General features: G+C 67.1%; 29 protein-coding genes and 1 riboswitch. Of the genes, 5 read left to right on the top strand and 24 right to left on the bottom strand.

Going from position 1 to position 26,009, the window contains the following annotated elements:
- Positions 1 to 154: 154 nt before the first annotated feature.
- A complete protein-coding gene (locus ACYVD7_RS01735) occupies positions 155 to 1,174 on the top strand; it encodes a patatin-like phospholipase family protein (RefSeq protein ID WP_460758462.1) in 1,020 nt (339 codons plus the stop codon).
- A gap of 19 nt (positions 1,175 to 1,193) precedes the next feature.
- Here ACYVD7_RS01735 and thiL read toward each other — a convergent pair whose 3' ends face one another.
- From thiL to glyA, 12 genes are all read right to left on the bottom strand, one after another.
- Positions 1,194 to 2,162 (bottom strand): thiamine-phosphate kinase, encoded by a 969-nt coding sequence (thiL, locus tag ACYVD7_RS01740; protein WP_460758464.1) that lies wholly within the window; start codon positions 2,160 to 2,162, stop codon positions 1,194 to 1,196.
- An 81-nt stretch (positions 2,163 to 2,243) separates the two neighbouring features.
- Complete coding sequence (gene nusB / locus ACYVD7_RS01745) at positions 2,244 to 2,705, bottom strand: transcription antitermination factor NusB (protein ID WP_460758465.1); 462 nt, start codon at positions 2,703 to 2,705, stop codon at positions 2,244 to 2,246.
- Positions 2,702 to 3,169: a 6,7-dimethyl-8-ribityllumazine synthase gene (gene ribH / locus ACYVD7_RS01750; protein ID WP_460758467.1), complete on the bottom strand. Its 468-nt coding sequence runs from the start codon at positions 3,167 to 3,169 to the stop codon at positions 2,702 to 2,704. The genes nusB and ribH overlap by 4 nt, the downstream gene beginning before the upstream one ends.
- A gap of 142 nt (positions 3,170 to 3,311) precedes the next feature.
- Positions 3,312 to 4,445 (bottom strand): 3,4-dihydroxy-2-butanone-4-phosphate synthase, encoded by a 1,134-nt coding sequence (ribB, locus tag ACYVD7_RS01755; protein ID WP_460758469.1) that lies wholly within the window; start codon positions 4,443 to 4,445, stop codon positions 3,312 to 3,314.
- On the bottom strand, positions 4,442 to 5,101 hold the full coding sequence (locus ACYVD7_RS01760; RefSeq protein ID WP_460758471.1) for a riboflavin synthase: 660 nt from the start codon (positions 5,099 to 5,101) through the stop codon (positions 4,442 to 4,444). Before ACYVD7_RS01760 ends, ribB begins: the two co-directional genes overlap by 4 nt.
- A 131-nt stretch (positions 5,102 to 5,232) precedes the next feature.
- A riboswitch (FMN riboswitch) is annotated at positions 5,233 to 5,433 on the bottom strand.
- Between the two features lie 225 nt (positions 5,434 to 5,658).
- Positions 5,659 to 6,423, bottom strand: a complete 765-nt coding sequence (locus ACYVD7_RS01765; protein WP_460758473.1) for a class I SAM-dependent methyltransferase — start codon at positions 6,421 to 6,423, stop codon at positions 5,659 to 5,661.
- A gap of 97 nt (positions 6,424 to 6,520) precedes the next feature.
- Positions 6,521 to 6,850 carry a low molecular weight protein tyrosine phosphatase family protein gene (locus ACYVD7_RS01770; RefSeq protein WP_460758741.1) on the bottom strand — a complete coding sequence of 110 codons (330 nt, stop codon included), beginning with the start codon at positions 6,848 to 6,850 and terminating at the stop codon, positions 6,521 to 6,523.
- A 128-nt stretch (positions 6,851 to 6,978) separates the two neighbouring features.
- Positions 6,979 to 7,302 (bottom strand): VOC family protein, encoded by a 324-nt coding sequence (locus ACYVD7_RS01775; protein ID WP_460758476.1) that lies wholly within the window; start codon positions 7,300 to 7,302, stop codon positions 6,979 to 6,981.
- Positions 7,303 to 7,550: 248 nt separating this feature from the next.
- Positions 7,551 to 8,615, bottom strand: a complete 1,065-nt coding sequence (gene ribD, locus ACYVD7_RS01780; protein WP_460758742.1) for a bifunctional diaminohydroxyphosphoribosylaminopyrimidine deaminase/5-amino-6-(5-phosphoribosylamino)uracil reductase RibD — start codon at positions 8,613 to 8,615, stop codon at positions 7,551 to 7,553.
- Positions 8,616 to 8,643: 28 nt separating this feature from the next.
- Positions 8,644 to 9,093, bottom strand: a complete 450-nt coding sequence (locus tag ACYVD7_RS01785) for a hypothetical protein (RefSeq protein ID WP_460758477.1) — start codon at positions 9,091 to 9,093, stop codon at positions 8,644 to 8,646.
- Entirely contained in the window at positions 9,090 to 9,611 is a 522-nt protein-coding gene (nrdR, locus tag ACYVD7_RS01790) for a transcriptional regulator NrdR (RefSeq protein ID WP_460758480.1), read from the bottom strand. The genes ACYVD7_RS01785 and nrdR overlap by 4 nt, the downstream gene beginning before the upstream one ends.
- A gap of 216 nt (positions 9,612 to 9,827) precedes the next feature.
- Positions 9,828 to 11,078 carry a serine hydroxymethyltransferase gene (gene glyA, locus ACYVD7_RS01795; RefSeq protein WP_460758482.1) on the bottom strand — a complete coding sequence of 417 codons (1,251 nt, stop codon included), beginning with the start codon at positions 11,076 to 11,078 and terminating at the stop codon, positions 9,828 to 9,830.
- 322 nt (positions 11,079 to 11,400) lie between these two features.
- On the opposite strand from glyA, the gene ettA reads away from it, so the two are divergent.
- From ettA to ACYVD7_RS01815, 4 genes are all read left to right on the top strand, one after another.
- Positions 11,401 to 13,068, top strand: a complete 1,668-nt coding sequence (gene ettA, locus ACYVD7_RS01800; protein WP_460758483.1) for an energy-dependent translational throttle protein EttA — start codon at positions 11,401 to 11,403, stop codon at positions 13,066 to 13,068.
- A gap of 3 nt (positions 13,069 to 13,071) precedes the next feature.
- Entirely contained in the window at positions 13,072 to 13,548 is a 477-nt protein-coding gene (locus tag ACYVD7_RS01805) for a cupin domain-containing protein (protein WP_460758486.1), read from the top strand.
- A gap of 32 nt (positions 13,549 to 13,580) precedes the next feature.
- Positions 13,581 to 14,408 (top strand): orotidine-5'-phosphate decarboxylase, encoded by an 828-nt coding sequence (gene pyrF / locus ACYVD7_RS01810; RefSeq protein ID WP_460758488.1) that lies wholly within the window; start codon positions 13,581 to 13,583, stop codon positions 14,406 to 14,408.
- A gap of 128 nt (positions 14,409 to 14,536) precedes the next feature.
- A complete protein-coding gene (locus ACYVD7_RS01815) occupies positions 14,537 to 14,863 on the top strand; it encodes a hypothetical protein (protein WP_460758490.1) in 327 nt (108 codons plus the stop codon).
- A 58-nt stretch (positions 14,864 to 14,921) separates the two neighbouring features.
- Here the strand turns inward: ACYVD7_RS01815 and ACYVD7_RS01820 are convergent, their stop codons facing one another.
- The 12 genes from ACYVD7_RS01820 to xpsF form a co-directional block, all read right to left on the bottom strand.
- Entirely contained in the window at positions 14,922 to 15,785 is an 864-nt protein-coding gene (locus ACYVD7_RS01820; protein ID WP_460758491.1) for a glycosyltransferase family 2 protein, read from the bottom strand.
- Between the two features lie 90 nt (positions 15,786 to 15,875).
- Entirely contained in the window at positions 15,876 to 16,709 is an 834-nt protein-coding gene (locus ACYVD7_RS01825) for a glycosyltransferase family 2 protein (RefSeq protein ID WP_460758492.1), read from the bottom strand.
- A 5-nt stretch (positions 16,710 to 16,714) separates the two neighbouring features.
- Entirely contained in the window at positions 16,715 to 19,036 is a 2,322-nt protein-coding gene (gspD, locus tag ACYVD7_RS01830; RefSeq protein ID WP_460758495.1) for a type II secretion system secretin GspD, read from the bottom strand.
- A gap of 9 nt (positions 19,037 to 19,045) precedes the next feature.
- The gene (locus tag ACYVD7_RS01835; RefSeq protein WP_460758497.1) at positions 19,046 to 19,831 is read right to left on the bottom strand and encodes a type II secretion system protein XpsN; all 786 of its coding nucleotides are present in this window, start codon (positions 19,829 to 19,831) and stop codon (positions 19,046 to 19,048) included.
- On the bottom strand, positions 19,821 to 20,507 hold the full coding sequence (gene gspM, locus ACYVD7_RS01840; RefSeq protein WP_460758498.1) for a type II secretion system protein GspM: 687 nt from the start codon (positions 20,505 to 20,507) through the stop codon (positions 19,821 to 19,823). The genes ACYVD7_RS01835 and gspM overlap by 11 nt, the downstream gene beginning before the upstream one ends.
- Entirely contained in the window at positions 20,452 to 21,465 is a 1,014-nt protein-coding gene (locus tag ACYVD7_RS01845; protein WP_460758499.1) for a PilN domain-containing protein, read from the bottom strand. Before ACYVD7_RS01845 ends, gspM begins: the two co-directional genes overlap by 56 nt.
- Positions 21,466 to 21,668: 203 nt before the next feature.
- On the bottom strand, positions 21,669 to 22,553 hold the full coding sequence (locus ACYVD7_RS01850; protein ID WP_460758501.1) for a type II secretion system minor pseudopilin: 885 nt from the start codon (positions 22,551 to 22,553) through the stop codon (positions 21,669 to 21,671).
- Positions 22,550 to 23,248 (bottom strand): prepilin-type N-terminal cleavage/methylation domain-containing protein, encoded by a 699-nt coding sequence (locus ACYVD7_RS01855; protein ID WP_460758744.1) that lies wholly within the window; start codon positions 23,246 to 23,248, stop codon positions 22,550 to 22,552. The genes ACYVD7_RS01850 and ACYVD7_RS01855 overlap by 4 nt, the downstream gene beginning before the upstream one ends.
- 41 nt (positions 23,249 to 23,289) lie before the next feature.
- Positions 23,290 to 23,808: a type II secretion system protein XpsI gene (gene xpsI / locus ACYVD7_RS01860; RefSeq protein ID WP_460758502.1), complete on the bottom strand. Its 519-nt coding sequence runs from the start codon at positions 23,806 to 23,808 to the stop codon at positions 23,290 to 23,292.
- The gene (gene xpsH / locus ACYVD7_RS01865; protein WP_460758504.1) at positions 23,808 to 24,263 is read right to left on the bottom strand and encodes a type II secretion system protein XpsH; all 456 of its coding nucleotides are present in this window, start codon (positions 24,261 to 24,263) and stop codon (positions 23,808 to 23,810) included. Before xpsH ends, xpsI begins: the two co-directional genes overlap by 1 nt.
- An 87-nt stretch (positions 24,264 to 24,350) precedes the next feature.
- Positions 24,351 to 24,785 (bottom strand): type II secretion system major pseudopilin GspG, encoded by a 435-nt coding sequence (gspG, locus tag ACYVD7_RS01870; RefSeq protein ID WP_460758505.1) that lies wholly within the window; start codon positions 24,783 to 24,785, stop codon positions 24,351 to 24,353.
- A gap of 2 nt (positions 24,786 to 24,787) precedes the next feature.
- Positions 24,788 to 26,005, bottom strand: coding sequence for a type II secretion system protein XpsF (xpsF, locus tag ACYVD7_RS01875; RefSeq protein ID WP_460758508.1), 1,218 nt, complete (start codon positions 26,003 to 26,005; stop codon positions 24,788 to 24,790).
- Positions 26,006 to 26,009: the final 4 nt, after the last annotated feature.

Below are 26,009 nucleotides of genomic sequence, written 5' to 3' on the forward strand. Positions count from 1 at the left end.
GCTGGCCACGGCAAACGCCCGTTTGTCCGCCCGTCCACGTCCCAACCCACGCACCACCTGAACTGAACAGCCGCAATGCGGCACACGCCCGCAAAACCACCCCACCACAACGCTATCCTGCGCGCCTCGCTTCCACCCATCCCGCCCAAGCCTGATGTCCGCCCGTCCGCTCGCACTGCTCGCCGCCTTCTCGCTCACGCTCCTCGCTGCCTGCGCCAGCGGCGGCAACACGCGTCCCACCGCAGTGGAACCTGCCACCCCGCCCAAGCTGATCCAGGTGAAGCCGATCCGCATCGGCATCGCGCTCGGCGGCGGCGCAGCCAAGGGCTTCGCTCACATCGGCGTGATCAAGATGCTCGAAGCCAACGGCATCCGGATCGACGTGATTTCCGGCACCAGCGCCGGCAGCGTGGTTGGCTCGCTGTATGCCAGCGGCATGGATGCATTCCAGATGCAGAAGACGGCGTTCGGCCTCGACGAATCTGAGATCCGCGACGTCAGCCTGTTCTCCGGCGGCGTGGTGAAGGGCCAGAAGCTGCAGGATTACGTCAACCAGCTCGTCGCCAACCGTCCGATCGAGCGCATGAAAAAACCGTTCGCCGTGGTGGCCACGCAACTGGAGACCGGCGAGCGCACCGTCTTCATCCGCGGCAACACCGGCCAAGCCGTGCGGGCTTCGAGCAGCATTCCCGGCGTATTCGAGCCGGTGGTGATCGGCCAGAAGCATTACGTAGATGGCGGCGTGGTCAGCCCGGTGCCGGTCGATGCCGCACGCCAGCTTGGCGCCGATTACGTCATCGCGGTGGACATCTCGTCCAGGGCCAGCGGCAAGAACCCGGGCAGCCTGCTGGGCACGGTGAACCAGTCGATCACGATCATGGGCCAGAAGCTCGGCCAGCAGGAGCTGGCACGCGCGAACGTCGTGATCCGTCCGAGCGTCAACGACATCGGCGCTGCCGATTTCGAACAGCGCAACAACGCGATCCTCGAAGGCGAACGCGCCGCACTGGCAGTGATGCCGCAGATCAAGGCGCAGCTGGCGAAGCTGCGTGCCGACCGCATCGCCGCGGCGACGCCGCGCGCACCGGTGAAGCAGCCCGAGCCATGCAAGCCAGGTCCTCTCGGCGGCCTGTTCGGCAAGAAGTGCGACGAGGTTGTGACGGATACGAAGTAAGCGCTGCTCTAGCGGCCACTCATGCGAAGTGGACGAAACCCGTGCCGGGCGCGCTCCACTCGCTGCCATCCGTCTGCAAAGCGCGAGTGCCGTTGCCCGCGACGATCCGGCCCACGCGCGCGACCGACGTGGCCGTTTCAACCGCGACTCTTTCAATGACTGAGCGCGCCGACCTCGGCGCGGTGAAGCACAGCTCGTAGTCGTCGCCACCCGCCGCCTGGATGGCCTGGCGTCGCGCGACTTCGAATGCCACGCTCAATTCCGTTGAAGCCGGCAGCGAGTCAAGTTCGATTTCACTGCCCACGCCGCTCGCAACGCAGACATGCTGCAGGTCCGCGAGCAGGCCGTCGGAAATGTCGACGCAGGCATGTGCGATTCCGACGAGGCGGGAACCCAGTGCCAAACGGGGAACCGGCCTGTCCAAACGCGCCCGCAACTCCGGTTGGACAACGGCCCCGGCCCGCCACTGCGCCAGCGCACCGGCGGCATCGCCCAGCGTGCCGGTCACCCAGATGTCATCGCCCACCTTCGCGCCGCTGCGAAGCAACGCCGCTCCTGGCTGGACGAAGCCGTGTACGGTCACGCACACCGACAGCGGGCCGCGCGTGGTATCGCCGCCGACCAATGCAACGTCGTGCTGCGCGGCGAGTTCCAGGAATCCGTCGAGGAAGGCATCGACCCAGTCCGCATCACCCTGCGGCAACGACAGCGACAACGTGCACCACGCCGGCTGCGCAGCCATCGACGCCAGATCGGACAGGTTCACTGCCAGCGCCTTCCAGCCGATGTCGGCGGGCGCGGTGTTGTCGGGAAAATGCACGCCACGATTGAGCGTGTCGGTGGCGACGACCAGATGTCGCCCGGAGGGCACCTGCAGGATCGCCGCGTCGTCGCCGATACCGAGCACGACGTCGTCGCGCGTCGCGGCACGCGCGCGGATGCGCTCGATCAGATCGAATTCGAGCGCGCCACGGGAGGGGTCGGTCACGCTGCACTCCAACGCAGCGCAGCGCGCGGCAGGAACCGGCACGCGTGGCTGCTGATCCAGATCATTCCGACAGGAATGATTTCAGCGCGTACGCGCCGACTGCACTTCCACCGCGCGCCACGCTGCCGCGGCGTGGTCGAGCACGCCATTGACGTAGGTGTGGCCATGCTCGGCGCCGAAGCGCTTCACGGTCTCGATCGCCTCGTTGAGCACGACGCGATACGGCACGTCGCGGCGCTGCCGCAGTTCATACGCGGCGATGCGCAACACGGCGCGCTCGATCGGGTCGACCTGTTCGATGTCGCGATCCAGGAACGGTGCGAGCGCGTCGTCCAGTTCCTCGCAATGCTTGTCGACGCCGCGGACCAGGTCTTCGAAATACTCCAGGTCGGCGACTTCGTGCGCCTGCTCGTGGGCAAACTGCGCAATCACGTCGCGTGCGTTGGTCCCCGAGAGCTGCCACGCATACACGGCCTGCAGGGCGCGGCGACGCGCACGCGAGCGTGCGACCGGATCGATTCCATCGTTGCGGCGTCGGTTCATGACAGTTGCTCCAGCAATTGCGCCATCTCCAATACGACCAGCGCGGCTTCCTCACCCTTGTTGCCGTGGGTGCCGCCGGCGCGCGCCTGCGCGTCCTCGAAACGATCCACCGCCAGCACGCCGTTGGCAACCGGGATGCCGCTGTCCAGCGCGACGCGCATCAGGCCATCGGAACAACCGTCGGCCACCTGCTCGTAGTGGCGGGTGTCGCCGCGCACCACGCAGCCCAGCGCGACGATGGCCGCGTGTCCGCCGCGCTGCGCCAGCCGCGCGGCCACCAGCGGCAGCTCCCACGCGCCGGGAACGCGGATCACGTCGACCGCATCCTCGCCCACGCCGTGTTCGGCGAAGGTGCGCCGGGCGCCGGCCACGAGCGAATCGGTGATCCGCGGGTTCCAGCGACTGGCGATGATCGCGAAGCGGGCACCTTGCGGGGCTCGCATGTCGCCTTCGAAATGGGGCATGGGGACGTCGTTGTGTGTTGGTTGAACAGTTTACCCCGCCCGATGGCGACGCCGGTCAATGCGTGCCGTCGGGGCATGCCTGGTCAGGGCCGGCTTCGTCAGGGCCGGCTTCGTCAGGGCCGGCTTCCTCAAGGCGTGCTGATCAGGAGGCGGATTCGACGTACTCGACGACTTCGAGCCCGAACCCCGCCAGGCCGATCTGTCGGCGCGGCGTACCCATGACGCGCAGTTTGCCCAGGCCCAGGTCGGCAAGGATCTGTCCGCCCGCGCCGTTGCGGCGCCATTGCGCCAGTGCGTGGCCGCGCCCCATGGATGCGGCATCCCCGTGCGCCTCATGCGTGTCGGCCTGCGGCTGTGCCCGCACGCGCGCGAGCAGTGTCTCGGCGTCGGCGTGGTCGCCCAGCAGCACCAGCGCACCGCTTCCGGCCCTGGCAATCGCCGCAAGCACATCGCCGACCGCCGGACCGAAGTCCGCGCGACGCCAATGCAGGGTGTCGGCCAGCGGATTCTGGACGTGGACCCGCACCAGCGTCGGCGTCGCCGCGTCGATCTCGCCGCGCACCATCGCGAAATGCAGGCCGTGGCTGAGGCGATCGCGATAGCTGACCAGCCGGAACGGACCGTGTTCGGTCTCGACCTCGCGGTCGTCGACACGTTCGATGGTGTGTTCGGTGGCGAGGCGGTAGCGGATCAGTTCCTCGATCGAGCCCATCTTCAGGCCGTGCTCGCGCGCGAACACTTCCAGCTCCGGACGACGCGCCATCGAGCCGTCGGGATTGAGGATCTCCACCAGCACGCCGGCCGGTTCCATGCCCGCCAGCAACGCGAGGTCGCTCGCCGCTTCGGTGTGGCCGGCGCGGTTGAGCACGCCGCCGGGCTGCGCCATCAGCGGGAAGATGTGACCGGGCTGGCTGAGATCCGCAGCGCTGGCGTCCGGCCGCACCGCGGTGCGCACGGTGTGGGCGCGGTCGTAGGCGGAAATGCCGGTGGTGACGCCTTCGGCCGCTTCGATCGACACGGTGAAGTTGGTGTGGTGGGGTGAAGTGTTGTCGCGCACCATCGGCGGCAGGCCGAGCTGGCGGCAACGCTCGCGCGTGAGCGACAGGCACACCAGGCCGCGCGCGTGGGTGACCATGAAGTTGATGTCCTGCGGACGCACCAGTTCGGCGGCCATGATCAGGTCGCCTTCGTTCTCGCGGTCCTCGTCATCGACGATCACGACCATGCGGCCGGCGCGGATTTCTTCCAGCAGTTCGGGGATCGGGGCAAAGCTCATGCGTTGGCTCCAGGGGCAGCATTGCCCGACGGCGAGGTGCCTGAAAGAAGACGTTCGACGTAGCGCGCGACCAGGTCGATCTCGAGGTTGACCGCATCGCCGACGCCGGTATGCGCGAACGCGGTATGGGACACGGTGTGCGGGATCAGCGCGACTTCGAAGCCGGTCGCTTCGAAGCCGGTACTTTCGGAGCCGGCAGCGTCGACTTCGTTGACGGTGAGGCTGACGCCGTCGACGCAGATCGAGCCCTTCTTCGCGATGTAGCGCAGCAGCGCGGCTGGCGCGGCAAAACGCCAGCGCTGTGCACGGGCGTCGTCGGTGATGGAGAGCACGCGACCGACACCGTCAACGTGGCCGCTGACCAGGTGGCCGCCGAGGCGGTCGGTCGGACGCATCGCGCGCTCGAGGTTCACTGCGGCGCCTTCGCGCAGGTGGCCCAGCGTGGTGAGCGACAGCGTCTCGTTCGACGCATCCGCGGCGAAGGACGACGCATCGAACTCCACGACGGTCAGGCACACGCCGTTCACGGCGATGCTTTCGCCCAGCTGCACGCCTTCGAACGGCAGCGTGCCCACGTCGACGCGCAGGCGGACATCGCCGCCGCGCGGCTCGAGCGCGGCAATGCGGCCGACGCCCTCGATGATCCCGGTGAACATCAGCGCACCTCTCCGTTGGAGGCGACGCGGCCATGGTGCTGGAGCTTGGACATGTGAACGTTTCCCGCAAAAAAGCTGGCGAAAAACGCCCCAAGGCATGAGGCATGCGCACGGCCGCAAGGCCATGCGGAAGCCGTCTTCTTTCATCCGGACTGTGGGCGTTCCGGAAAACCGGATCGCCTGACCGTCGGCTCCGGCATTGGACCGGATCTGCTGACCCTCCCCGGTCATCGAAATGAACCGCTGGAGGCGCTCGCGGGCTCGCAGGGGCCGTCATCGACAGCGACCCGCCTACCGCCGGTGGGGAATTCCACCCCGCCCTGAAGACGTTACGAGTTGTGGTGCCGGCGAGCCGGCGGGACGAATTCTAGCATCCGGGTTCCGGAGGCCCAGGCGGCGGGGACGGAACGCTGTGGGGTGGGCTCAGGGCATGGGGCCGGTTGGGTGAGGCTTGGCCCCCTTCGGTACATCCGGAAAGGGGGCCGAGGCATGCCTCGAAAAGGCGTAGGGCGGGCCTTGGCCCGCCTTCACCAAATCGCGACGCTTCGAGCGGCGGGTCAAGACCCGCCCGACGCCTTCCGCCGCAGATGCAGGAACAACGGCCACTGGATCGTGCGCAGTTCGCCGGCCTCGCCCCAGGCGGCTGCCAGTGCGTCGGCATGGCGCGCGACCGGGTCTTCGCCCATGTCGGCACGACAACGCGCAGTCGCGGACATGCTCGACAGGTAGCGCAGGAAGTGCGGCAAGGTCCACTCGGCTTCCAGCCATAGCGACGGTGTTGGCAAGGCGGGGAACGGCCAGTCGAAGCCCGCGTAATGGGCGTCGATCAGTTCCCGCTCGGGCGGCCAGTACGGATCGATCCGGGTGCGGAAGTCCGCGACGGCCTCGACCATGCCCTCCGGCGCGACGAAATCGGCGTAACCCCATGCCGCCAGCACGCCACCGGGCACGAGCACGCGATCGCATTCGGCAAAGAAGGGTTCGCGGTCGAACCAGTGCAACGCCTGCGCCACGGCGACCAGCTGGACGCTGCCGTCGGCGAGCGTCGTGCGTTCGCCGGGCTCGACCGCGACGGTGACGTTGCCGCGACCTGGGGATGCCCAATGCTGCGCGACCTGCTGTGCGCTCGGATCGGTCGCGTACACATGGGCGAAGCGCGCGGCGAGCCCGCGCGTGGCCTGTCCGCTGCCGCAGCCAGGCTCCCAGACTCGTGCATCGCGCGGAACGCGGGCGGCGATCAGGTCGAAAAGCTCGTCGGGGTATTCCGGTCGCGCGGCGGCGTAGGCGTCGGCGACGCCGGAGAAGTGGTCCTTGAAGGCCATGCACCCATTCTACGGTGGCGGGCGGAGTGACTTGGAAATCGCGTGAAGGCGTGCCGCTTCGCCTGGTGAATCGTCAGGCATCAGGCTTACGCAGCGATCAGAGAGACGGCAAGTAGCCGGGGACCTTGGCCTTGAGAAGGCGTACGAGTGCGGGATCCATGAACTCGTAATCGTCTGGAATATCCAGGCACACGACGCGCTTATTGCCCAGGTGCTGTTTGAACTTGGCTGAAAGTTTGGAGCGATGAGTGCGCTCCATGACGAAAATCAGGTCCGCCCACCCAAGCAGTTCAGGAGTGACTGGATTGTCCGCACCTTGATTGACCCCTGCCGACGAAGTCTCAATGCCGGGCCAATCGGCAAAGACCTGCTCAGCGATTGGGCTGCGCAACCTGTTTTGACTGCAGATGAAAAGTACGTTGCGCAGAAAGCCATTCCTGAGGTTTAACGCCTGAAGCCAAGTCTCGATGCAACTCGGCTTCAATGACTCTTTCAGGCGCCACTTTGCAAGATCTCGCTCATGAGCGCCAACTGGTTGCCATCCCGATCGACGAACTACGCCAGCCAGAGCTCCGAACGGGGCGTGCGATTCACCACATGCGGCTCGGACTTGAACGAGACACCACGTCCTTTGAGCGAAGCGAAGACGGAATGGATATCTTGAATTTGAAAATAGATGGCAGAGCCTCTTTGCGCTTCTTGTCCTGGTGGCATGACGCCAACCAGAAGCCGGACCCCACCGCAGTTGAAAAATGCCATTTGCGGAGGCGCCGCAAAGAGAAAGGGGATACCCAGCGTATCCCGGTAAAAGGCGACTCCTGCGTCAAAGTCCCTGATGGGGATGAGCAATTGGGCAATTTTTGCATCTGCGAGATTCATATCAACTCCCTGGCCAGATGTTGTGGCGCCTGACACTGTGGCGACGAGGGCATTCCCTTCCTAGGTACAGGCGCCTTGTGTCGAAACTTATCCAATCAACGCCGGGACAATGTCGCGTGCTGCGACGATGTCGCTCCGCCACCTTCCAGCGACACCGATATGCCAGCTCCCGTCGGGGCTTGCCTTCCAGTCGCCGCGAGTGGGCATTCCAGCGCGCTGCGGCGCGGTCGTTCCTGTCGCGCCTGGCTTCACTCGTGGCGCGGCCGTAGCAGCAATCGCGAATCCGTCCCGATGCTCCGCGCCTCCACGATGGTGAGGTTCAATCGCTGGGTCATCTCATCGATGCGCAGGCCATCGAACAACGGTCGCGCGCGTTCGCCGAGCAGCAGCGGGGCGACGTAAAGCAAAATCTCGTCGACCAAACCGGCGGCAAGCAAGGCACCCGCCAGGGTCGCACCGGCTTCGACCTGCACTTCGTTGATCTCATGTTGCGCCAGCAGTTTCAGCACGGCAGCCAGGTCGAAGCGCCCTTCGATCACCGGTGCGGCGGCCATCTGCGCGTCGACGCCGCGCGGCGGCTTGGCATCCGGAGCGTGGATGTAGAGCGTGGGCGCTTCACCATCGCGCACGTGGCCGCGCGCGACTGTCGCCAGCCCCGGATCCAGCACCACGCGCAGCGGCGGCTGGAACGGCGTGTCGTCGCCCAGGCGCACGGTCAGGTGCGGGTCGTCGATCAGCACGGTGCCGGCGCCGGTGAGGATCGCGCCGGCCCGGGCTCGCCAACGCTGCACGTCCTTGCGGGAGGCTTCACCGCTGATCCACTTGGATTCGCCGCTCGCAAGCGCGCTGCGGCCGTCCAGGCTGGTCGCCAGCTTCACTCGTACCCACGGACGGCCACGCTCGATGCGCGACAGCCAGCCGTGGTTGAGGTCGCGCGCCTGCGTTTCCATCAGGCCGCTGCGCACCTGGATGCCGGCGGCCTGCAGTTTCGCGAAACCCGCGCCGTCCACCTGCGGGAACGGATCGCGCATCGCCGCAACCACGGACCCCACGCCGGCGGCGATCAGCGCATCCGCGCACGGACCGGTCTTGCCGGTGTGCGCGCAGGGCTCCAGGGTGACGTAGGCCGTGGCGCCCTTGGCGCGTTCGCCCGCGGCTTGCAGCGCGAAGATTTCCGCATGCGGTTCACCGGCCTTCGCGTGGAAGCCTTCGCCGACGATGGCATCGCCCTGCGCGATCACGCAGCCGACCATCGGATTGGGTCGCGTGGTGTACGCGCCGCGTTCGGCCAGGCGCAGCGCGCGCGCCATCATCAGGTGGTCGGTAGCGGTGAACGCAGTCTCACTCACGCACGTACCTCCCGCGTTCCTCGCCGCTTTCCCACGGCCACGCCGGGATCAGTTCCTGGCCATCGACACGCAACTGCATGCGCTTGAACTCCATCTGCTGGTAATCCGGTGGAGCGCGGAAGACATCAGGCACGAGCACGACGTTGTCCTTCTCGCGACTCCATTTGCCTTCCGAGATCAGGTCGAGCGCGCCATAGCTGAAATACCACTGGAACCGTCCGTCTTCGCGCAGCAGAAGCTCGGAGCCGGTTTCCATGATCCCTTCGAGGTAGTAGTGGCCGACCAGGGCAGTATCGACGGCCGGTGCGGCCGCGGTCTCGGCCGCAGGTGGCGTCGTGGCTGGCGCCGTGGCTGGCTTGGCGTGGCTGCCCGCCTGCAGCGGCGCGGCCACCAGCATCGCCAGCACCGATCCGACCACCAGCCGGCGCGCGAACCCGCTCATCGCTTGCGCCGCTTCTCGGCCTGGGCGACGTCCTCGTCGAGCAGCGGCAGCTGGCCTTCGGACGAACTGTCGTGCTCGAGGCGGTCGAGCACTTCGCGGAAGTCGGCGACGTCCTCGAAGGCGCGGTACACCGAGGCGAAACGCACGTAGGCGACATGGTCGAGCTTGCGCAGCTCCGTCATCACGAACTCGCCGACGCGGCGCGAATCCAGTTCGCGCTCCGCAGTCATGCGCAGGTGGTGGACCACGGCGCGCACGGCGGTTTCGATCTGCTCCTCCGAGACGGTGCGCTTCTGCAGCGCGCGGTCGAAACCGGAACGCAGCTTGCGGGCGTCGAAGGCCTCGCGGCGGCCGTCGCTCTTGATGATCATCGGCAGCTTCAGCTCGATCGTTTCGAGGGTGCTGAAGCGTTCGCCGCAGGCTTCGCAGACGCGGCGACGGCGGATGGTGGCGCCGTCATCGGAAACGCGCGAATCGATGACGCGGGTGTCGACATGCTGGCAGAAGGGACAATGCATCGCGGCGCCGGTCTGGGATCCTGGGGACGATTGTAGGGCGGGTCTCGACCCGCCGTCGCTAAGTCCGAGGTGATGAGGGCTTTGCGAGTCTGAGCGGCGGGTCGAGGCCCGCCCTACTGCCTCCTACAGAGCCCTGCCCCGCAGCGCGTGGTGCTCGGCCCCACGAAAGCCGGGGCCTGAAAGCAGACTCCCCGCTTTCGCGGGGAGTCGTGTGGTTCAACCGTAGACCGGGAACTGCCGGCACTGCTTCGTCACGTTCTCGCGCACCCCGGCGATGACGTTGTCATCGTTCGGGTTGTCGAGGACGTCGCAGATCCACTCGGCCAGCGCGACGCAATCGGGTTCCTTGTAGCCGCGCGTGGTGACGGCAGGGGTGCCGATGCGCAGGCCGGAGGTGACAAACGGCTTCTGCGGATCGTTCGGCACGGCGTTCTTGTTCACCGTGATGTGGGCCTTGCCGAGGGCTTCCTCGGCGGCCTTGCCGGTGATGCCCTTGCCGATCATGTCGACCAGCATCAGGTGGTTTTCGGTGCCGCCGGAGACGATCTTGTAGCCGCGCGCAATGATCGTCTTCGCCATCGCCTGCGCGTTCTTCACGACCTGCTGCTGGTAGGCGGTGAATTCCGGCTCCAGCGCTTCCTTGAAGGCGACGGCCTTGGCCGCGATCACGTGCATCAGCGGACCGCCCTGGATGCCGGGGAACACGATCGACTGCAGCTTCTTCTCGATCTCGGCATCGGCCTTGGCGACGATGATGCCGCCGCGCGGGCCGCGCAGGGTCTTGTGCGTGGTCGAGGTGACGACGTGCGCGTGCGGGACCGGGTTCGGGTACACGCCGGCGGCGATCAGGCCAGCAACGTGGGCCATGTCGACGAACAGGTAGGCGCCAACCTTGTCGGCGATGGCGCGGAAGCGCGCCCAGTCGATGACCTGCGAATACGCGGAGAAGCCGGCAACGACCATCTTCGGCTTGTGTTCGACGGCCAGGCGCTCGACTTCGTCGTAATCGATCAGGCCCTGGTCGTTGACGCCGTACTGGATGGCGTTGAGCAGCTTGCCGGAGATGTTGACCTTGGCGCCGTGGGTCAGGTGGCCACCGTGGGCCAGCGACATGCCCAGGATCGTGTCACCCGGATTCAGCAGCGCGAAGTACACCGCCTGGTTGGCCTGCGAGCCCGAATGCGGCTGCACGTTGGCGTAGTCGGCGCCGAAGAGCTGCTTCACGCGGTCGATCGCCAGCTGCTCGGCGATGTCGACGTATTCGCAGCCACCGTAGTAGCGCTTGCCCGGATAGCCTTCGGCGTATTTGTTGGTGAGCTTGCTGCCCTGCGCTTCCATCACGCGCGGGCTGGCGTAGTTCTCCGACGCGATCAGCTCGACGTGGTCTTCCTGGCGGCGGTTCTCGTTGGCGATGGCCTGGGCGAGTTCGGGGTCAAATCCTTCGATACGGGCGTCACGCGGAAACATCGGGGCTCCGGGAGGTGGGGGGACGGGGAGGAACGGCAAGTTTAGCTTGCGCAGGGCGGGCCTTGGCCTGCCAGGACGGATCGCCATAAGGCCCAGGTTGGCGCCTTGGTCCCACCGGAACGTTGGCTGCGCGTCTCGATGGCGGGCCAAGGCCCGCCACGCCGTGATCGAGAGGTTCCGGGGGCGGAAGGTGGCCCGGACCGCTATAATTCGCGGCTATCCCGATTCCCTTCGGCCCTGCCCCGCGCAGGTCGCCGGTGCCTGCCCCTGCGGCGCTCCGCCTTTGACCAGGCGCGGCGCGGCGTTCGACCTGGAAGCCCCAATGTCCTCGCAATACATCTACACCATGAACGGCGTCAGCAAGGTCGTGCCGCCGAAGCGCCAGATCATCAAGGACATCTCGCTGTCCTTCTTCCCGGGCGCGAAGATCGGCCTGCTCGGCCTCAACGGCGCCGGCAAGTCGACGGTGCTGAAGATCATGGCCGGCGTCGACACCGACTTCGTCGGCGAAGCCCGTCCGCAGAAGGGCATCAAGGTCGGTTACCTGGCGCAGGAACCGCAGCTCGACCCGACCCACACCGTGCGCCAGGCCGTGGAAGTGGGCCTGGGCGAGATCATCAACGCGCAGGCCGCGCTCGATGCCGTCTACGCTGCGTACGCCGAGGACGGCGCCGACTTCGACAAGCTCGCCGCCGAACAGCAGCGCCTGGAAGCCATCCTCGCCGCCGGCGACGCGCACACGCTGGAAAACCAGCTGGAAGTCGCCGCCGACGCGCTGCGCCTGCCGCCGTGGGAAGCCATCGTCGGCAACCTGTCGGGCGGCGAGAAGCGTCGCGTCGCGCTGTGCCAGCTGCTGCTGCAGAAGCCCGACATGCTGCTGCTCGACGAACCGACCAACCACCTGGACGCCGAGTCGGTCGAGTGGCTGGAACAGTTCCTCGCCCGCTACACCGGCACCGTGGTGGCCGTCACCCACGACCGCTACTTCCTCGACAACGCCGCCGAGTGGATCCTGGAACTCGACCGCGGCCGCGGCATTCCGTGGAAGGGCAATTACACCGATTGGCTGGTGCAGAAGGGCGATCGCCTGAAGCAGGAAGAGAACCAGGAAAAATCGCGCCAGAAGGCGATCCAGAAGGAACTCGAATGGGCCCGCAGCAATGCCAAGGGCGGCCGCAGCAAGGGCAAGGCGCGTCTGGCGCGCATCGAGGAACTGCAGGCGGTCGATTACCAGAAGCGCCAGGAAACCAACGAGATCTTCATTCCGCCGGGCGAGCGCCTGGGCAACAAGGTCATCGAGTTCAAGAACGTCAGCAAGAAGTTCGGTGACCGCCTGCTGATCGACGACCTCAGCTTCTCCGTGCCGGCTGGCGCGATCGTCGGCATCATCGGCCCCAACGGCGCCGGCAAGTCGACGCTGTTCAAGATGATCATCGGCAAGGAAAAGCCGGACTCCGGCACCATCGAAACCGGCCAGACCGTAAAGCTGGCCTACGTCGACCAGAGCCGCGACGCGCTGACCGGCAACCACAACGTGTTCCAGGAAGTTTCCGGCGGCCTCGACATCCTCAACATCAACGGCATCGAGATCCAGTCGCGCGCCTACATCGGCCGCTTCAACTTCAAGGGCCAGGATCAGCAGAAGATGGTCGGCACGCTGTCCGGTGGTGAGCGCGGCCGCCTGCACATGGCCAAGACCCTGCTGCAGGGCGGCAACGTGCTGCTGCTCGACGAACCGTCCAACGACCTCGACATCGAAACGCTGCGCGCGCTCGAAGACGCGCTGCTCGAGTTCCCGGGCAACACCTTCGTGATCTCGCATGATCGCTGGTTCCTGGACCGCATCGCCACGCACATCCTTGCCTTCGAAGGCGACTCGCACGTGGAGTTCTTCCAGGGCAACTACCGCGAGTACGAGGAAGACAAGAAGCGCCGCATGGGCGAGGAAGGCGCGAAGCCGCATCGCCTGCGTTTCAAGGCGCTGAAGTAAGGCATGAGCGACGCTGACAAGCCCGTCGCGCTGTTCGCCGGATCGGTGGCGCCGCGTATCGGCTCGAGCTATCCCGAGCCGTTCGCGTCGCGGGTCGGCGCGCGTGCCAAGCGCGTACTCGGCGATGCGTTCGGGCTGACCGCGTTCGGCGTCAACCTGAGCCGCCTGCCGCCGGGCACCTGCTCCGCCCTGCGCCACTCGCACTCGCACGAGGATGAGTTCGTCTACATCCTCGAAGGCACGCCGACGCTGGTGACCGATGCCGGCGAAACGCTGCTGCAGCCGGGTATGTGTGCCGGCTTCGCCGCCGGCACTGGCGATGCGCACCACCTGGTCAATCGCGGCGCGACCGATGTCGTCTATCTGGAAATCGGCAGCCGTCACGCTGGCGAAGAAGTGCAGTATCCGGATGACGACATGGCCGGGCGCACCGTCGATGGGCGCTGGCGCTTTTTCCACCTGGACGGGCAGCCGTACTGACGGCATCCGTGCGTTCTGAACGAGGATCGACGATGAGCTTCATGCAGTCACTGCGCACGCGCTGGGAACAGGCCAACTCGCTGGTGTGCGTGGGGCTCGATCCGGAACCTGCAAAGTTCCCGGCGCGGTTCGCGAACAATCCGGACGCGGTGTTCAACTTCTGCCGTGCGATCGTCGATGCTACGGCTGATTTCGCCTGCAGCTTCAAGCCGCAGATCGCGCATTTCGCGGCGCTGGGCGCGGAAGACGCGCTGGCGCGACTGATCGCGCACATCCATGCCGCGCATCCAGGCATCCCGGTGATCCTCGACAGCAAGCGCGGCGACATCGGCAGCACGGCGCAGCATTACGCCGCCGAAGCCTTCGACCGTTACGCCGCCGACGCGGTGACGGCCAATCCTTACCTGGGCCGCGACTCCGTGCAGCCGTTCCTCGATCGCGCCGATCGCGGTGTGGTGATCCTGTGCCGCACTTCGAATCCCGGTGCAGGCGACCTGCAGGATCTCGTCGTCCATGCCGACGGCGGCGTGGGCCGACCGCTGTACCAGCACGTCGCCGAGAAGATCGCGCGTGAGTGGAACGGCAATGGCAATTGCGCGCTCGTTGTCGGCGCCACGTGGCCGGCGCAACTGCGCGAGGTCCGCGCGATCGTCGGTGACGTGCCCTTCCTCGTGCCCGGCGTCGGCGCGCAGGGCGGCGATGTCGAGGCCGTCGTGACCAACGCGAAGACGGCCGATGGCACCGGACTGATCGTGAGTTCGTCGCGCGCGATCCTGTATGCGTCGCAGGGCGAGGATTTCGCCGAAGCCGCCGCGCAGGCCGCGAAGGCGCTGCGCGACGAGATCAATCGTTACCGCTGACCGGCGGGTTCGACGTGCGGGCTCGCGAGCACGCATGGTCGCCGCGGCCTTGCCTGCCCCGAAGCCATCGCGGATCATCCCGGGACCCCGCCTCGCGGGGCCCTCAAGGAACCACAAAGGAACTGTCAATGAAGCAAGGAACGTATTTGGCCCTGGTGGCCACGGCCATCGCTGCACTGTCCTGCAGCCCGGCATATGCGGCCGACGGCGCCATCTGTTACAGCCCCATCTTCAGCGAGACCGGCAGCTCCACCATTCCCAGTACAACCACCTACCCGCAACTGCTCAATGCGCACAAGTTCAACTGTGGCTGGGCGACGACATACACGATCAAGGAACTCTCGCAGCTGGGCTGGATCATCAGCTCCATCCAGCCCACCGTCTATTCGAGCAGCATCAACTCGGATGGGTCGTCAGTCACGCGCACCCGCTACATGCTGGTGATCCAGAAATAGAGCCGCTCTCTCGCAGCCGGCGCAGCCGGCTGCGAATTCTGCAGGCGCCGGCAAACTTTCAGGACCGCATCAGCGCGCGCATGGTGGCGATCGGAAAGCGCAGCCACACCAGAGCGAACACGGCAGCGCAAGTGAGAGCGCCTCGCTGTGGCGCTTCGAACTTGCGGAAATAGCGCCAGAGGCCGCGGTGCTTGTGCCATTCGACAAACACCGGCCGCGAACGCGACGAAACCCCGCGCACATGCAATACGCGCACGTCGTTGGCAACCGCGACACTCGCGCCGGCATCGCGCGCGCGCCGGCACAGATCCAGGTCTTCGGCGTGCAGGCGGTATTTCTCGTCGAATCCGCCCAGCACCCGGAAGAGCACGCGCGGTAGCAGCATCAACGCACCGGATACCGCGTCCACCTGCTGCACGTCCACCGCATCGTCGGGATCGACTCCCAACTGCCCCGCCGCCGACGAACCACGCAGGAATGCCTGCAGCATCGCCGCGAAATCCGGGTCGCGCCGGCGCGCGGCGGAGTCGCGGAGGCCATCGTCATCGACCAGGTCCGCGCCCAGCAGGATGGCGCCGCCGGCCGCGAGCGCGTGCTCGCGCAGACGCGCGAGCGTGTCGACTTCGACCAGGCAGTCGGGATTGACGAACGCAAGCCAGCGCAGGCCTGCGTCGTCGGGCAGTGCGGCTTCGCCCTGGTTGCAGGCAACGGAAAACCCCGGATTGTCTGGATTGGCAATGAAGCGCAGGCGCGGTTCGGCCAGCGCATGGCGCTGGATGATCTCCAGCGTGCCGTCGTCGGAATCGTTGTCGACCACGCGGATCGCGGCGATGCCGTCGGCCGCGCGCAGGCGCGCCAGGCAGTCGTCGATGGTCTCGGCGCTGCGGTGGGTGACGACGATGGCGGCGATGTCGGGTCTCATCGCACCAAGCTCCCCGCGTGCGCCATGCACATGGGCACGATACGGGCGCGGAAGGCGCGCGCCGCGTGAAGCCTTGGCTCCATCTTCCGATCAGGCAAACAGGTCACCCTGCGCCTCCGGCGGTCCGATGGTCTGCAGCAGGTGGGCCAACTGCTCGCGCTGGGCGCGCAGCGGATCCTCCATCAGGAAGTTGGCGACGCGCGCATGCCAGCCCGGCCAGCGCGCGGCGATGGCGTCGAGGTCGCCATCGAAGGGCACACCTTCGCTGCGGCGCGCGACGAACGCGGTATCGCAGAGCACGTTGCGCCAGCCCAGGCCTGAGAAGCGCAGCGACAGGTCGATCAACGCGGCGTACCAGGATCCATAGCTCGCCGTGTCCAGGCCACCCGCGCGTTGCCGGGCGACACCACGCAACAACACGGCATGGGTCACCGCGGAAGGGAGCTCCGGCGGAGTGCCGGGCATCGCCGCCGCGGCGCGCGACAGCCGCGCGGCGTCGTCAGGCTCGGGATTGATGTCACCCACGCGCGGCCAGGAGGCGATTTCCCCCACGTTGCACCACGGCGTCGCCGAGGCGATCGCACCATCGGCAGCGAAGCAGGCTCGCAACCGGTTGATCCAGCCGGGCAACGGTGCGGCATCGCAGGCAAGCACGGCGACGTCGGCGCTGCCGCAGGCCGTGAGGACTTCATCGAGATGGGCGACTTCGCCCACGCTGCGCTGGCGGCGCGTGTAGTGCGCCTGCAGCGGTGTCTGCGCGAGCCAGCGTTCGATGATGGCGTGGCCGCGTGGACCCACCTGGGCGTCGTCGGCCAACCAGACGCGGGTGCCCGCGGGCGTGCCGGCATCCAGTGCGGCGAGGCAGGCGTCGAGCGCTTCGTCGTCGACGCCTACCGGGATCACCACGATGGGCAGGTCAGGCATGCCCGTTATTTGCGGGTGTCGCGCGGCTTTTGCTGCAGTGGATCCATCGCGCGGAAGCGGCGACCGTACTCGTCGGTGAGGTCGCGCGCATCCTGCGCGTCGCGGATGACGGTCGGCGTGAGCAGGATCACTACTTCGCTGCGGTCGTTCTTGGTGCTCTTGGTGCCGAACAGGCCCCCGATGATCGGAAGTCGGCTAAGGCCAGGCAGGCCGGAGGTTCCCTTCGAGGTCCCATCGCTGATCAGGCCCGCGAGCATGACCGTGTCGCCGCTCTGCACGGCGGCCTCGGTCTTGAGCTTGCGCGTGTTGACCGGGGGATTGCATGGCGAGGTGTTGGTGGCGTTGGCATTCGTGCAGCGCGCCGGCAGCGCGCCGGGCGAACTCACTTCCTGCACGATGTCCAGGAACACCATGCCGTCCTTGCCCACGCGAGGACGCACCTTGAGGATCACGCCGGTATCCAGGTACTGGACCTGACCGTACGAGCTGCCGTTGCCGGCGCCCGGCGTGACCGTCACCGATTCGATCGGGATGCGCGTACCCACGTTCAAGGTGGCTTCGGCGTTGTTGCGCACCATCACCGATGGCGTCTGCAGCAGCTTGAGGTCGGTGATCGTATCCAGCGCGGTAATCACCGCCGCCGCGTTCCTGCCGAGGAAGGTCCAGGACAGCCCGCCGCCGTTCACGCTGCCCGCGATGTCGCCCCAGATGGAACGGCCCTGCGCGCTTGGCAAGCCGGCACCAACCCAGCCATCCACGCCTGCAGTCGGCTGCGCCACGGTCCGGTTCACTGCCTGCTCGAAGTACCAGTTGACGCCGTACTTGAGTTCGCCATTGAGCTGCACCTCGGCGATCTGCGCCTCGATATGCACCTGCAGCGGCATCACGTCGAGCTTGTCGATCACGTCGCGGATCGACTTCCATGCGGAAGGCGCACTGCGCACCAGCAGCGAATTGGTTTCCTCGACCGCCGATACCCCGACCTTGTCGCCGTTGACTTCCAGCGTCACCGCACCATTGCCACCGCTGCGGTTGCCCAAGGCCATTTCGCCGCCCGTGCTTCCGGATGAGCCCGCTCCGGTGTCACCGCTACCGCCCTTCATGTCGGCAGTGCTGCCAGAACCGTCGCCGCTCTCCTTGATCTCCACTGAATCCAGCCCCGGCATCAGCGACGGCGCGCCGCTGCTGCCGCTGGAACCGCCACGACTGCCGCCAAACACTTCCGACAGGCGATCGGCCAGGTCCTTCGCCTTGATGTACTTGAGTTCATACGAATACAGCTGGACGTCACCGCCGGCGCTGTCGATACGCTCGAGCCATTCCTGGATGTCGTCCAGGTAGGCTTCCTGCGGGGTGATCACCAGCACGGCGTTGGCGCCTTCCAGCGGCATGAAACGGAACATGCCCGCGACCGGCGACTTGCTCGCTTCGCCGAAGACCTTCTCAAGATCCGCGACGACCTTGTTCGCCTTGCCCGAGGTGAGCGGGAACACGCCCACCGACATGCCCGACAGCCAGTCGACGTCGAAGATCTCGATCGTGCGCAGGTAGTTCTCCAGCTCCGCGCGGGTGCCGGCGATGTTGATCACGTTGCGGGCGTTGTCGACGCTCACCACGGCATTGGGCCGTGCGTACGGCTTGAGGATCTTCTCCATCTCGGTCGCCGAGATGTAGCGCAGCGGCACGGTGCGGGCTTCGTAGCCGCGCGCCAGCGACGGCGCGCCGGTGCGCGGTGCGACCGCACCACTGGCCAGTGCCTGGTCGGCGGGCACGATGTTGTAGCGGCCGCCGGTGTAGAGAAGTCGGGCGTTGTTCCAGCCCAGCACCATCTCCAGCAGGTTGAGCGCTTCGGCCGGACTCACCGGCTTGGGCGTGCCCAGCGTCACCGTGCCCTGCACGCCCGGCGCGATCACGTAGTTCTGGCCGAGCATGTCGCCCAGGATCGCCTTGACCACGGCGTGCAGCGATTCGCCTTCGAAGTTGAAGGTCGCGCCGCCGCCGGTGGCTGGCAACGCCGGCGGTGCGGCCGAGGCGGCTTCGCGGTTGATCACGCGACCGGTGCCGCGACGGATCTGTGGGCGTGGGCCGGTTTCTTCCGGCGGTAGCGCTTCCTTGTTGACGCCGCCGCTGCCGCTGTCGATGACTGTTTCCGATACAGAAGACGTCCCCGCCTGCGTCTGCAGCGCGGCGGGATTGGCGTCACGGCGTACCTGCGGTACCGGCGCGGTGGCACATGCGGCGAGCGCGATGGTCACGCCCACCGCGATGACGCGCTGGACGAGGGGCCGTTGGCCGGGCAAGTACGAAGGGTTGTGCTCGAAATTCATGCGTTGAACCTACTTGACCGGTTTTTTCTGTTGCTGCTGTTCCAGCAGGGCTTCCTGCCGCAATTGCGCGCGGCGGGCCTCGATGCGCTTGCGGATGGCATCCATCTGCGCTTGTTCATTTACGGGCGGTGACGACTTCTGCGCCTGCGGCGGCTGCGCCGGCGGCGGAACGCCCGGCTGCGGCGGCACCTGGTTTGCATCCGCGACAGCGGGCGCCTGCGGCATGGTCGCTTCCATCGGCGCATTGGCCGTCGGCGCTGGCATCGCGGCGACCGTCGGTGCTTCGCCGCCGACGCCGTTGAACACCCGCAGCTCCAGCCGGCGTTCGCCTTCGGGCCCAATGAACACGGCAGAGCGCGGATCCACGCTCTGCAGCTGCCAGCCCGGCAGTGCGTCGTTGGCTTCGCCCAACTTCATCCGCAACGGCGCGGTGCTGTTGTCGGGCGCCTGGATAATCGCCATCTTGAAGGCCGGCGTGATCATCACGCTGGTCAGGATGTAGTCGAAGGTCTTCGCCTGCTGCTCACTGCCTTCGGGCTGCAACGAGAACGGATGCGGGCGGCGGTCGTCGGCAAATAGCGGGCGCGAGGCGATTTCAGCGTACTGGCCCATGACCTGCAGTCGTTCGGGCGCGGGCTTGGGCAGGCTGGGGATGGTCTTGAGCAGGCCGGTGTCGTCGGGCAGCTTGTCGATGCTGCGTCCCATCCCGACCAACGCCATCAGCAGCGCCAGGACGGACCACGCCGCGACGCCGCCGAGCAACCAGGTGCGTGGACTGGCACTGTCAAAGCGCATCGAAGTCCTCCACCCGGCGTGGCGCAGCGCGCGACGCGCTGGCCGAGGTCGCCGACGGCTGCAGGTAGCCGTAGAGGTCGAAGCTGATGTCCAGCCCGCCCTGCGCGCCGGAATCGCCCGGATTGAAGAACACGCGCTGGCCGAGCACGTTGAGGTTGCCCACGAACAGCCGCGGCGTACCGCCTTCCAACGCGTGCAGCACGCTGGCCAGTTCCGGGGTGCCGCAGCGCAGGCGAACCTGCACGGTCACCTTCGCATAAGCGTCGCGGGTGTTTTCCTGCAGCGGCGAACGGTTGCTGATCTCGCAACTGCGCTTGCCGGGGCTGGCCTGCGCGACGACGGTTTCCAGGCGCTGCACCAGCGAAGCGGTGGCGAGCTCGGCGCTGCGTTCGGGCAGGAAACCCGGCACGCGCGCGAGCTCCTGGCGGGCATGTTCCAGCTGCCGTTGCACCTGCGGCGACTGCTTGAGCTGCATGCGCAGGCGCAGTTCGCGCTCGCGCAGGGTCTGGATGCGCTCGTTGGTTTCCTGCATCGGCACCGTCCACCACGGGTGGACCAGGACGGCATAGGCCAGCGCCAGCGCCGCCACCAGCAGGCCCAGCGCCAGCCAGCGATCGCGTTTACTCACCGGCTGCTGCACGCGGCGTCTCCTTGTCGGGTGCGACCGGGCCGACATCGGCGGTCAGGGTGAAGCGGTCCTTGTGCGTGGTCGGATCGGTCTGCAACGCGCCGGCCAACGCGGGGGAACGCCACATCTTGGACCCGTCCAGGCGGCCGATCAGGGCCGGTGCTTCGTTGCTCAGGCCGATCAGGGTCAGGCGGTTTTCCTCGATCGCCAGCTTTTCCAGGAAAGTGCCGTCGGGAAGCCGCCGGCTGAGTTCGTCCATGATTTCCACCGCGGTCGGGTAGTCGGCGCGACGCTTCTGCAGGAATTTCTGTCCGTTGATCAGCGCGACAAGTTCCTGTTGCTGCACGGCGGCGCGTCGGGCGGGTTCGGACTGCTTCTTGATCTGTGCCTCGAACACCTCCGCAGCGTATTCGCGGTTGAGCAACAGCTGGTACAGCAGCAGTGCGGAACCGATGACGAAGACCGTGCCCAGGCCGAGGTTCCACAGCAGCCACGGATCGCGCGACTGTCGGCGTTGCGCGGGCGGCAGCAGGTTGATCTGCAGCGGCACGCCATCGGCGGCGGCGACATCGATGCCGGCAAGCAGGGGCGCCAGCGGGCCCAGCGCGGCCGTCTGCGGGTCCAGCGCAGCGCGCGGCACGGCGACCAGCTCGGCGTCGATCGGACCATCGCCCTCGCGCCGACCGACCACGCGTGCATCGTAGGCGACGGCGTCGGCGGTGAAGGGCGTCTGGCGTTCGATCTCGAAACCCACTACGTCGCGCAGGCGATCGGCGGCGGCGGCCGGCAACTGCAGGCGACGGCGCAGCGCGCTGCCCGCGGGCAGCAGCAGCCAGCGCGGAAGGTCGGAACCGCGGGTGCCCAGGAGGGGCGACAGCGGATCGCTGTCCGGCTCCAGGTCCGTGAGTACCGGGATGTTGCCCAAGTCCTGGAGCTCCTCGCCGCGCTGCAGGCGCAGGCGCAGGGATTCGCCTTCGACCTGGATGAGCAGGCGCCCACGATCCATTCCGAGCAACTGGCGAACGCGCGGCGGCATCCAGGCCGCGAGCGAACGCCCCCACCAGGAAAGAAAGCCGCCCGTTCCGGTCCGGAGCGTGGATCCGCTCAACCGTGCACTGAAGCGACCCAGACGGTCCTGCAACCGTCCGCCAGCAGGTGAACTTGTCGTGGCGATGCTCCTTCCTCCCAAAAGAACAGACGGCAGGCGGGTTAGTAACCCGCCTCCCAGCGCAACGGTGTGTAGGCCGATCCCGGCCCCGACGCTCCCGCGCGCACTACCACCCGCAGGACCGCCTCACGGCGATCGGCGAGCCGCGCTCGGCTCTCAATACTATACGTGCCGCTATTGCCGCCCACGAGCGAGCCCAGGTCCGGCAACGAGGGCGCGGGGGTTCCCGATGCCGGATTCCACTGCTGGCGCTGGCGGACCACGTCCTGGCCGTTCATGCCCATCGCATCGAGGACCTGAGCGGAAGCGAACGCGGGGTCCGGCCGGGCGCGACCACTGAACACGGTCAGGTGCGGCTCCAGCTTGGCGTACAGCGCGGGCGTGAAGCCCAGCACCTGCTCGAGTTCGGCGACGCTCTCGAACTCCGCGTCCTTGGCCCCGTAGGGCAGCCCGGCGCTCGCATAGTCGGCGTCCTCTGCGCCACCGACCGGCTGGCTCAGGTCGTCCGGGTCGCGCCAGTCCATGATCGCGGCAGCCAGCTGCTGCGCCTGCTGGTCTTCGACCTCGAAACGCTTCAACAGCTGCGTCAACAGGTTCATGTCGGCCTGGTTGAGGTCGACCTTGCCGTTCTCGTCGACGATCTTCACCGTCACCCGGGCGTCAGCGTAGCGCCAGCGGTGCGTGCGCCCATCCGGCAGCCAGACGCGGCGGGTGTCCTGATCGGCGACGCGGGTCATCGCATATTCGATGCCGGCGCGCGCGGCGTTTTCCGCGACCAGTCCACGCACCAGCACACGGCCCTGCAGGTACTCGGTGTGTGCGATCAGCGCGAAGGCACCCACCAGCGCGGCCAGCAGCGCGATCAACCACATCACCAGCAACAATGCGGCGCCGCGCGAGCGTTGGTGGGCACTGTGCGGACTCATCGCGCCACCGGAAGAGCGACGGTCGGCTGTGCCATCGGCAGTGCGACCACCATCGGCGGCCACTCGAAGCCGTTGGCATCGGTCAGGCTGACCTCGACCAGCATGGGCAGTCCGTCAGCGTTCTCCCAGCGATCCATCCAGTCGTCCAGGCCGCCATCGGGGGAAATGGTGCGATAGCGGAAATGCACGGACTTGAGGCCGTCGACGAGCACTTCCGGCGGCCGCGGCTGTGGTTCCTCGATGGTCTGGCCGGCAAGCACCATGTTCAGCGCGAGGGTGATGCGCACGCCGTCGCCGTCGTCTTCGACGGCCAGTTCGTGCAGGTAAGGGCCGCCGCGGCCGAGATAGTCGGGCAGGTCCGCGACGAACTTCACGCGATCGGGCTCACCTTCGAACCGCTGGGCAATGCCGCTGGTGGTGTCGTACTTGTAGGGAATCGGACGCGATGCGGAGAGGCGTCGACGCAGGAAGCCTTCGACCACGCGAAGGCGGTCGCTGTGCGCGGCCATTGCCTCGCCACGGCGGGTAACTTTCGTTGCCGCGCCGATGGTGGCGAAGGCAAGCGCCAGTCCAGCCGCGAGCAGCACGGTGGCGATCAGCACCTCGATCAGGGTGAAGCCACGCACGGCGCCGCGACCTCCGGCAGGGCGTCCGGCACCGACGGCAGCAGGCGAGTGCACGTCGCGTCCCTTCATGGCGCGGCCCCGCAGGCTCGATGCATTGGCGGCGCAGTTGCTCATGGCCCGATCCCGGCATCGGCCGGCACCAGCCGCAGCGTACGCAGCTGCAAGCGCCGGCGCGGCCCGCCGTCGCCCCACTCGATGTTCACCGCGACTTCCATCAGCTGCGGTGCGGCCAGGTCGGCCAGGCCGTTGCGGGGTTGCGTGGGATCGGTCCACGGCCGGACGACCAATTGCCAACGGTACGTTCCGCCTTCGAAATCGCCAGAATCCGAACCTGCCTTGAGCGCCTGCCCAACGCCCACGCCAGCCAAAAGCGATTGCGCGTGCAATGCAGCGCGGCCCGCATCCGCGGAGTTGCGCACCTGCCTGGCGGCACCCGATAGCGTGCCCAGCAGCAGCGTGAGGGCCGCGGCGAGCAGCGCGAAGGCGACGATGACCTCCAGCAATGTGTAACCACCCTGGGCGCGTCGGGTGCGCGACGACAGTCGCGGATCGTTCGCCGCGCCGGTGCACGCGCGCGGCGTCGGGAGTTGCGTGCGCCCACGCCTGCGCGCACGGCCCGTGCGGGACATCATCGCTGCACCTCGCCGCGGCGCAGCTTCACCTCGCCGGTGAGCCAGGCGACATCCACGTTCACGGCCGACTGCTTCGCGCTCAGCTGCACGCGACCACCGGTGGAAGCGCCATCGGGGAAGAACATGATCGCGCCCTCGCCACGGCGCGGCTGCACTTCGCGCGCGCCGATGAAGACAATGTGCAGTTGCTGCGGTATCTCGCCGTGGCGGCTGTTCGGCGCGGTCCAGGTGTGCGCCCGCGGATCGATGGTGAAGCGCTGCGGTTGCCCGGTCGCGATCGCCTGCGTCCGGGTGTAACGCAGCTGTGCAACCAGTCGCTTGGATTCGCCGCGCAGCTTCATGCCGGCAAAACCGCCGGTCACGACGCTGGCTGCGAGCGCCGACGCGACTGCGATCAACGCAATCACGACCAGCATCTCGAGCAACGAAAATCCTGCGTGCCTGCGCTTCATGGCCATTGGCTCCACCGTGGGCACCGGTCCGTGCGCCGCGCGTCAACGCGACTTCGCACGGACCTGGCGACGAGCGGTGGCTACGGACTATTCGTACCGGATGTCCGAATCGACGCTGCTACCGCCGGACTTGCCGTCCGCGCCATAGCTGACCAGGTCGAAGTCGGCATTCTCGCCAGGCGTGCGGTACTCGTACGCATGGCCCCACGGGTCCTTCAGGTCAACCGGGCGGGCATACGGGCCAAGCCAGCCATTGGCGTCGCCGGGCTGGGTAACGAGTTCCTCCAGCGATGCCGGCAGGCGTCCGGTATCGGTCTGGAACTGCTGGACCTTCTCGGCAAGCGTCTGCACGGTGCTTTCGGCGAGGTGGTGCTTGGCCTTGTCGCTGCCACCGAGGATGCGGCTCGCCGCGAACGCGACGATGCCGCCGATCAGTACCACCACGATGATGATCTCGATCAGGCTGAAACCGGATTGCGCCGAACGCTTCGGCACGGGCTGGAAGGAACGCTGCGCTTTCATGGTCAACCTATGGCATTGGTGAGGTCGTAAATCGGGGACAGCACGGCAATGATCACCATGCCAACGATGCCGGCCAGCAGCAGCGTTATCACCGGCACCAGCGCGGCGAGCATGCGATCCATGGCCTGCGCGGTCTCGGTGTCGAACGTATCGGCGGTCTTCAGCAGCATGGTGTCGAGGGCACCGGACTCCTCGCCCACCGAAATCATCTGCAGCGCCAGCCGCGGGAACCGCTTGCCCCGCGCCAGTGCGGTGGACAGCGCCACGCCGTTCTTCACTTCAGCCGCAGCAGTTTCGACATCGGCGGCCAGCACCCGGTTCCCCAGGACGTTGCGGCCGATGCCGAGTGCGGTCAGCAGCGGCACGCCGTTGCGTACCAGGGTGCCCAGGGTGCGGGTCAGGCGGGCAGTCTCGATCCGGGCGATCAGGCTGCCGGCGAACCGGCGCTCCAGCAACCACGCGTCGAGCTTCTCCCTGAACACGGGGTCGCGGCGCTTGCGGTCGAACCACCACAGTAGCAGCGCGGGTACGGCGAGCAGCACGATCCACCAGTCGCGCACCAGCGTGCCGACGCCCAGGATCACGCGGGTGAGCAACGGCAGCTCCGCGTCCAGGCTCTCGTACATCTGCGCGAACTGCGGGACCACGTAGCCGAGCAGGAACAGCAGGCTGGCGCCCACCATCAGCAGCAGGATCGCGGGGTAGATGAGCGCGTTGACGACGCGTCCCTGCAGCGCGCGCGAGCGCTCCAGGTAGTCGGCCAGCCGCGACAGCGTCTCGTGCATGCTGCCGCCGGCCTCGCCCGCGCGCACCATGTTCACGTAGAGGCGCGAGAACATACCGTGCTGCCGCTCCAGCGCGGTCGACAACGCACTGCCGCCACGCACCGCATCACGGATGTCGGAAATGGTGCGCCTGGCGGACTCGTCTTCCGGCAACTCCAGCAGGATCCCGAGCGCGCGATCCAGCGGCTGGCCGGCACCGAGCAGCGTCGCCAGTTGCTGGGTGAACTGCACCAGCCGCTCGCCGGCGAAGGGCCTTGGCTTGAACAGGTTCTTCCATAGCGACGCGCCGCGCGCCTCGCTCGCCAGTTTCGCCTCGACCGGCAGGTGACCCTGTTCCTGCAGGCGCGCGATCACCTCGGCGTTGCTGGCGGCTTCCATCTGGCCGTCGAGCAGTTCGCCGCGCGCATTCAGGGCCTGGTAGTGGAACAGCGCCATGTAA

Source organism: Lysobacter fragariae, from assembly GCF_054779775.1.

Coding starts and splice junctions, on each gene's coding strand:
- ACYVD7_RS01735 (WP_460758462.1), top strand. CDS start 155: ATGTCCGCCCGTCCGCTCGCACTGCTCGCCGCCTTCTCGCTCACGCTC.
- nusB (WP_460758465.1), bottom strand. CDS start 2,705: ATGAACCGACGCCGCAACGATGGAATCGATCCGGTCGCACGCTCGCGT.
- ribH (WP_460758467.1), bottom strand. CDS start 3,169: ATGCCCCATTTCGAAGGCGACATGCGAGCCCCGCAAGGTGCCCGCTTC.
- ribB (WP_460758469.1), bottom strand. CDS start 4,445: ATGAGCTTTGCCCCGATCCCCGAACTGCTGGAAGAAATCCGCGCCGGC.
- ACYVD7_RS01760 (WP_460758471.1), bottom strand. CDS start 5,101: ATGTTCACCGGGATCATCGAGGGCGTCGGCCGCATTGCCGCGCTCGAG.
- ACYVD7_RS01765 (WP_460758473.1), bottom strand. CDS start 6,423: ATGGCCTTCAAGGACCACTTCTCCGGCGTCGCCGACGCCTACGCCGCC.
- ACYVD7_RS01775 (WP_460758476.1), bottom strand. CDS start 7,302: ATGAATCTCGCAGATGCAAAAATTGCCCAATTGCTCATCCCCATCAGG.
- ribD (WP_460758742.1), bottom strand. CDS start 8,615: ATGATGGCGCGCGCGCTGCGCCTGGCCGAACGCGGCGCGTACACCACG.
- ACYVD7_RS01785 (WP_460758477.1), bottom strand. CDS start 9,093: ATGAGCGGGTTCGCGCGCCGGCTGGTGGTCGGATCGGTGCTGGCGATG.
- nrdR (WP_460758480.1), bottom strand. CDS start 9,611: ATGCATTGTCCCTTCTGCCAGCATGTCGACACCCGCGTCATCGATTCG.
- glyA (WP_460758482.1), bottom strand. CDS start 11,078: ATGTTTCCGCGTGACGCCCGTATCGAAGGATTTGACCCCGAACTCGCC.
- ettA (WP_460758483.1), top strand. CDS start 11,401: ATGTCCTCGCAATACATCTACACCATGAACGGCGTCAGCAAGGTCGTG.
- ACYVD7_RS01805 (WP_460758486.1), top strand. CDS start 13,072: ATGAGCGACGCTGACAAGCCCGTCGCGCTGTTCGCCGGATCGGTGGCG.
- pyrF (WP_460758488.1), top strand. CDS start 13,581: ATGAGCTTCATGCAGTCACTGCGCACGCGCTGGGAACAGGCCAACTCG.
- ACYVD7_RS01815 (WP_460758490.1), top strand. CDS start 14,537: ATGAAGCAAGGAACGTATTTGGCCCTGGTGGCCACGGCCATCGCTGCA.
- ACYVD7_RS01820 (WP_460758491.1), bottom strand. CDS start 15,785: ATGAGACCCGACATCGCCGCCATCGTCGTCACCCACCGCAGCGCCGAG.
- ACYVD7_RS01825 (WP_460758492.1), bottom strand. CDS start 16,709: ATGCCTGACCTGCCCATCGTGGTGATCCCGGTAGGCGTCGACGACGAA.
- gspD (WP_460758495.1), bottom strand. CDS start 19,036: ATGAATTTCGAGCACAACCCTTCGTACTTGCCCGGCCAACGGCCCCTC.
- ACYVD7_RS01835 (WP_460758497.1), bottom strand. CDS start 19,831: ATGCGCTTTGACAGTGCCAGTCCACGCACCTGGTTGCTCGGCGGCGTC.
- gspM (WP_460758498.1), bottom strand. CDS start 20,507: ATGTCGGCCCGGTCGCACCCGACAAGGAGACGCCGCGTGCAGCAGCCG.
- ACYVD7_RS01845 (WP_460758499.1), bottom strand. CDS start 21,465: ATGGATCGTGGGCGCCTGCTCATCCAGGTCGAAGGCGAATCCCTGCGC.
- ACYVD7_RS01850 (WP_460758501.1), bottom strand. CDS start 22,553: ATGAGTCCGCACAGTGCCCACCAACGCTCGCGCGGCGCCGCATTGTTG.
- ACYVD7_RS01855 (WP_460758744.1), bottom strand. CDS start 23,248: ATGAAGGGACGCGACGTGCACTCGCCTGCTGCCGTCGGTGCCGGACGC.
- xpsI (WP_460758502.1), bottom strand. CDS start 23,808: ATGTCCCGCACGGGCCGTGCGCGCAGGCGTGGGCGCACGCAACTCCCG.
- xpsH (WP_460758504.1), bottom strand. CDS start 24,263: ATGAAGCGCAGGCACGCAGGATTTTCGTTGCTCGAGATGCTGGTCGTG.
- gspG (WP_460758505.1), bottom strand. CDS start 24,785: ATGAAAGCGCAGCGTTCCTTCCAGCCCGTGCCGAAGCGTTCGGCGCAA.
- xpsF (WP_460758508.1), bottom strand. CDS start 26,005: ATGGCGCTGTTCCACTACCAGGCCCTGAATGCGCGCGGCGAACTGCTC.